General features: G+C 62.3%; 4 protein-coding genes and 2 pseudogenes. All 6 read right to left on the bottom strand.

The features are described 5' to 3' along the window. Nucleotides 1-273, bottom strand: a 273-nt coding sequence (locus WG891_RS26395; protein WP_337265058.1) for a Clp protease N-terminal domain-containing protein, incomplete at its 3' end; no start/stop codon positions are given. 258 nt (nucleotides 274-531) lie between these two features. Then, complete coding sequence (locus WG891_RS26390) at nucleotides 532-1023, bottom strand: Hcp family type VI secretion system effector (RefSeq protein ID WP_337265059.1); 492 nt, start codon at nucleotides 1021-1023, stop codon at nucleotides 532-534. A 12-nt stretch (nucleotides 1024-1035) separates the two neighbouring features. Next, nucleotides 1036-2739 (bottom strand): OmpA family protein, encoded by a 1704-nt coding sequence (locus WG891_RS26385; protein ID WP_337265060.1) that lies wholly within the window; start codon nucleotides 2737-2739, stop codon nucleotides 1036-1038. 9 nt (nucleotides 2740-2748) lie between these two features. Continuing rightward, nucleotides 2749-3405 (bottom strand): annotated as a pseudogene (tssL, locus tag WG891_RS26380) (type VI secretion system protein TssL, short form). Then, nucleotides 3402-4751: a type VI secretion system baseplate subunit TssK gene (tssK, locus tag WG891_RS26375; RefSeq protein ID WP_337265061.1), complete on the bottom strand. Its 1350-nt coding sequence runs from the start codon at nucleotides 4749-4751 to the stop codon at nucleotides 3402-3404. The pseudogene tssL and the gene tssK overlap by 4 nt, the downstream one beginning before the upstream one ends. A gap of 22 nt (nucleotides 4752-4773) precedes the next feature. Then, nucleotides 4774-5031, bottom strand: a pseudogene (locus tag WG891_RS26370) (type VI secretion system contractile sheath large subunit); the annotation flags it as partial.

Here is a 5031-nt window from a genome sequence, read left to right as displayed (position 1 = left end):
CAGCGGGGCCGACAGTTGCGGTTTGCCCTGGAGCTGATGCGGTAAACGTTCAAGGTGTGCCAGCAACCCGTGCCACAGGGCGTCCTGATCCCAGTCATAGCGCCGGGCGATTATCGAGATATCGCCGTCCCCCTGCTCCAACAATTTGAGCAGCCAGTGCTCCACGGTGATCTCCGCGTGGCCGCGTGTCTGGCACAGGGTGGCCGCTGCCGCCAATGCCTGAGCGCAGTAAGGATTTAACCGATGTAATAAACGTGCTGAATGATTGCTCATGCCCTCTTCCCTGCTCTCTCTATCCTGCCCACCCTGCTCCCGTGCAGGCACGCTACCGCCCCTGGCCGTTAACCGAGGCCCATAAGGTCATTGGATATCCTGTGAATGTGCTTGGCTGAATACCGACATAACGGGATTTAGCCAAAAACACCACAAACAGCCGCCACAACTCCCTTTTCTGAAGGGGAGGTGAGAGCGAGGGAGATATTCCCCCCTCACCCCAGCCCTCTCCCACAGGGAGAGGGGGCACTACCTTACTTACGCGGTGGTACGTTCGTTCCAGGCATCGGAATGAATGATGTTGCCGTCTTTGTAGGTCCAGGTGATTTTTTCATAACGCAGTTCAATCTCTTCCAGGTGGTTGTGCTTCTCTTTACCCGGGTCCTTGATGTCGTGCATCTTCGGCGCTACTTTCACCACTTTGACGTTCTCCAGCGTGGTGTTGAAATACTCCACTTCCTGACCGGCGTCATCGATGCGGTACCACTTGAACTCGGCCTTTTTCAGGGTCTGGCCGGTGGTTACCGCCTTGTACAGGTACGGGCTGGCCGCATCGATTTCCTTGGTGAACACAAACGGCGTGTGGATACGAGTACCGGTCAACTTGCCGGTGTTGTTGTCGGTCGGGATGTACAGGCTGTGGTCCTGTGCCACCACTTCGATGCTGCCCTGGCGGCTTTGCACATCCACCGACCCTTTGATGTCTGCACCGCCGTCGTCTTTCAGCCACAGATAGACTGGAATTGCCATGTAAAGCTCCTTTTATTGACGTAATAAGGTCATCTGTTCCGATGACCCGGCTATCGTTTCAGATCCCGTGCAAGCCGATGCTGCCGGAACCCGCGTGATTTCTACCCGGCGATTGGCCGCTCGCCCAGTTGGCGTGTCATTCGCCCCCAATGGCCGCGTCGCCCCAAAACCCTGCACGGCAAAACAGCGGGCGGGCACCGCACTGTTTTGTACCATCCAGTCACGTACTGCTTCGGCCCGCTTGAGTGACAGCACCTGGTTACCCTGCGCATGCCCTGTCGCGTCGGTATGGCCGCTCACCACAATCAGCCACCCCGGCTGGGCCTTGAGGTTGACCAACGCCTTCGCCAGCACTGGGATAGCACCCGGTTTCAGTTGGAACCGGCCGGGTTCAAACAGCGACAGGCTGTCCAGGCGCACTGCCTGGACAGCCTCGGCCAAGGCGACAGCCGGGGCGTTATCTACCGGCATCGCCGGAGGCCGATACCGCGCAATCGCCGTCAATATCGGCTGACGCATCCGCTCGCCAGCATACAACCCCAGCCCCAGATGCAACGGCGTGCCCTCCCGGTAATAACCGGTCAACAGGCGTGCATCACGCTGCAATACCGTCAGCGTGCGAGCCTTCTCCGTCGGGTTATCGGCCGCCACCGTCTGATAGCGCTGCAGATCATCGCCGACCTGACGCAACAGCAGCCGGTTCTGCCAGGCGGAACTCCCCAACGCGACCCCACCGGCCAGCACAAATAACCACAGTGCCATCACCTGCGCCCGCTGCCCCGGCGTCCATCGGGGTTGGCACGGCAACAGCGGCAATAACCGATCGGGAAACGGCAAGGTCACCGGCGCATCCCCGCTGGGCAGCGTGGTCCCCTCATTCAGCGACGTTTTACGTCGTCCCCACTGCTGCCAGAGATTGTCTGTGGCCCGAGCAGGCACCTCCGGGACCCAGGTCAACGCCAGCAGCGCCAGTGAACCCGGCCGCTCAGGGTGTTCAGGGGCAGTCCAGGCGGGCAGAAGTGTCTGTGCCACCCAGTCGCGCCAACTGTTCAACTGCACCCGGGTATCCAGAGAGTCTGCAACCGCCCCCTGCGCCAAGGGCACCGGATACCCGCCCGCCTCACTGACGCACACCGAAGGCTGCCCGACCTGCCAGATAAACCAGGTCGTGTCGGCGAGGCGGGGGGCAGGCCCGGCCAGATAACTGGTCAGGCAGACCGTCATATCACCCCCATAGCGGCGGCGCACCTCACCCAACTGATAGCGCAGGGTCCGTATCTGCCCCGCCAGCGCCGCCGCGTCCTGTTGCTGCTGCGGGTTGACCACCCACAACACACTGAGCTGTTCGCCCCACCCCGGGCGGTGTGCCAGAATGTCACCCACCCGCGGCGCCAACTGTGCGATCGCCGACACCGGCAGGTAACAGCCCTGTGGCGTCACGCGCACCGGGTATTCCCCCCACAGCGCCGTCAGGCCATCGCCACACACCAACACCACCGGATGGGGATACGTCGCCGGGGGCAGCACGCTGTCATCGGCAAACGCGTCGGTACCGGTCTGACGTCCACACCGCACCCACGCCGCCAGAACGATCAGCACCACGGCAACCGACGCCCCCACCCGTTGCCCGGTGGACAACGGCAGAAAACCCCACAACAGCAACAGGAGCAGTCCCCCGCCCCAGAGCCACAGGCCCCGCACTCCCCTTGGCGTCATACCGACTCCTTAAGGATGCCCCGGCAACAGGGCCGTAACGGCCGTGGCCAGGTGCTGTTGCAGCCCCCACCAGAGGCCGGCCAATACGCAGACCGCAACCAGCAGGTGCACGATCCGCGACGACATCCAGCCTGCCCACTGGCGTCGGGCCGCCTTGACCACCAGGGGCGTCCCCGGCGTCACCGCCAACGGCGTGACCCGGCTGGCCAACGCTGTCAACAGTTTCACCCGTTCCGGTGCCTGCTCCTCGCCATAATGGCCACAGAACCCCAGCATCAGCACCCGGTGAAAACCGGTCAGTACCGCCACATCGGGGGCCGGCTCGCGCAGGACCGCACGCATCTGGTCATACAGTTGCACCCCGGCCTGATGCTGATTGAAGAAATGCGCCTGCAGCGGTTATGCGGCCCAGGCGGCATGTTCCGCCCCTTGCGCCCGCACCAGCACGGTCTCATCCAGCAATGCACACAGGGCATAGCAGAGGTGGTCAACCGACTGCGCGTTCACGCCCTGCTCACGCAGGCGCTGCCGGGTCTGTTCAATCAGCGCCGTGCAGTGCTGCCACAACGCCGCCCCCTGTTCAACCACCGCCCCCTGGCGCAGCTGCACCACCAGGAGATAGCTGTCTTGCAACACCGCATCAATATCGACCGACGGCGTTTTCATGAGCGCAGTACCGCAAACAGTTCAAGCTGCACGTCCGTCAGCGTGCCGGGCACGTAAAACGAACAGGCCCCTGCCGCCAGCATGGCTTCTCCCTTGGCATGCTTCAGATCCAGCGCAAAATACTGGTTTTCCAGCCGCAACGGGATGGCCGCCGGCACATGGCTGAGCGGCAGCAAGGGAATACCGTTCAGCGCGATGTTAATCAGCTGATTGACATCATCCGGGGCACCGGCCTTGCACAGTAACGGGAACTGCGTCTGGATCTGATGTGCCGGCAGGCTGGAGCGCACGGACAGGTAGAAATCCGCGTCCTCGCGTAAACGCGGGTCGTTCAGCGAGACGGTCCACAGATGGGCATTGACACGCTCCAGCGGCAGCGCAATCACCCGCGATGGCAAGCTGGCTTCCAGCAAGGTGCCGATCAGGCTGAGCAACGGAGGCAACACCGTGCCCAGTTGCTGATGGTCATAGGCCGGGATGGCCGACAGCTCATGATCCAGTGAAAACGTGAGCAACGCCCCGGCCAGCTTGACCAGCTCCCGATACACCAGTTCGGGAGGTCGCGCCGGGTGGGCCAGCAGATCGGCCAGCACCGGCTCATAGGTATTCAGGGCGTTGAGCAGCCAGAACAGCGACACATCGGCCACGGCAAAGTCGGCCATGCGCTGGTTGCTTTCCCGGCGCATTCCCATCAACCGGGTGCGTTTGGCACACAGTTGGGTCAGCAGGCTGTCCAACTGGCTCATCAGGGCGGGATGAGCACTGAAATGCAACAATGGGGGCACAAACAGCGGATCCAGGCTCCAACTGCCCTGCGTATCACGCACCAGTTGCACTACCGGGCAGGTCAGATAATTGCCGTTTTCGTCACCGTCCATACGCAGCGTCAGGGCATACTCTTCCACCGCCATCGACTGGCTGTCGTCGTCGTACACGTCCTGCACCTCACGCCAGTCCTGGCGGTAACGGGTCGGGCGGTCGGCCTTCGCTTCCCCACGCAGACAATTGCCCCCGTTGGCATGCTCCAGCGGCAAGGCCAGCAACAGGGTTACCGTCTGACGGCCGTCTGGCACCACGCGCGCCAGCTCCAGCGCCGGCGGCAAGCGGTCCGCCGAGTCGGTATCAATCAGCGTGCCATCCTGCAGGCGTACCCGCAGGTGTTGGGCCTTCAGTTTCCCCAGGCGCAAAGCATCGCTGTCAAACGATGCCGCCAATACCCCCCAGGGATGAACCAGCGCCAGGCTGGCCAGACACTCATTGGTATAGGCTTCCCAACGCGCCTGCTGCTGAAAAATCTGGGGAGACAGCATCATCCCCGTGGCCCATAACGGGCGAGCAATCTTCATGGCATATCCTTTACGTCAACAATCAGGCTTTGGCTTTCGGCATCTGCGACACCAGGGACAGGCCGACATCCAGCCCTTCGACCTGGAAGTGCGGCACCGCGTACAGCTTGACGCGGAAGAAGCCCGGGTTGTCTTCGATGTCTTCCACCGTCACCTTGGCATCACGCAGCGGGTGAGAGGCCTGCAGGTCATCACCCGGATCGGTCATCTCGGTCACCAGGCTGCGCACCCAGGTGTTCAGCTCCAGCTCCAGCAGGCGGCGATCTTTGGTGGTGCCGAT

This window comes from Serratia sp. MMO-28 (genome assembly GCF_037199905.1).
Lineage (GTDB): Bacteria > Pseudomonadota > Gammaproteobacteria > Enterobacterales > Enterobacteriaceae > Chania > Chania oryzae.
Note: the sequence above shows the minus strand (reverse complement) of the source record. Positions and strands in the feature narration are given on the sequence as shown.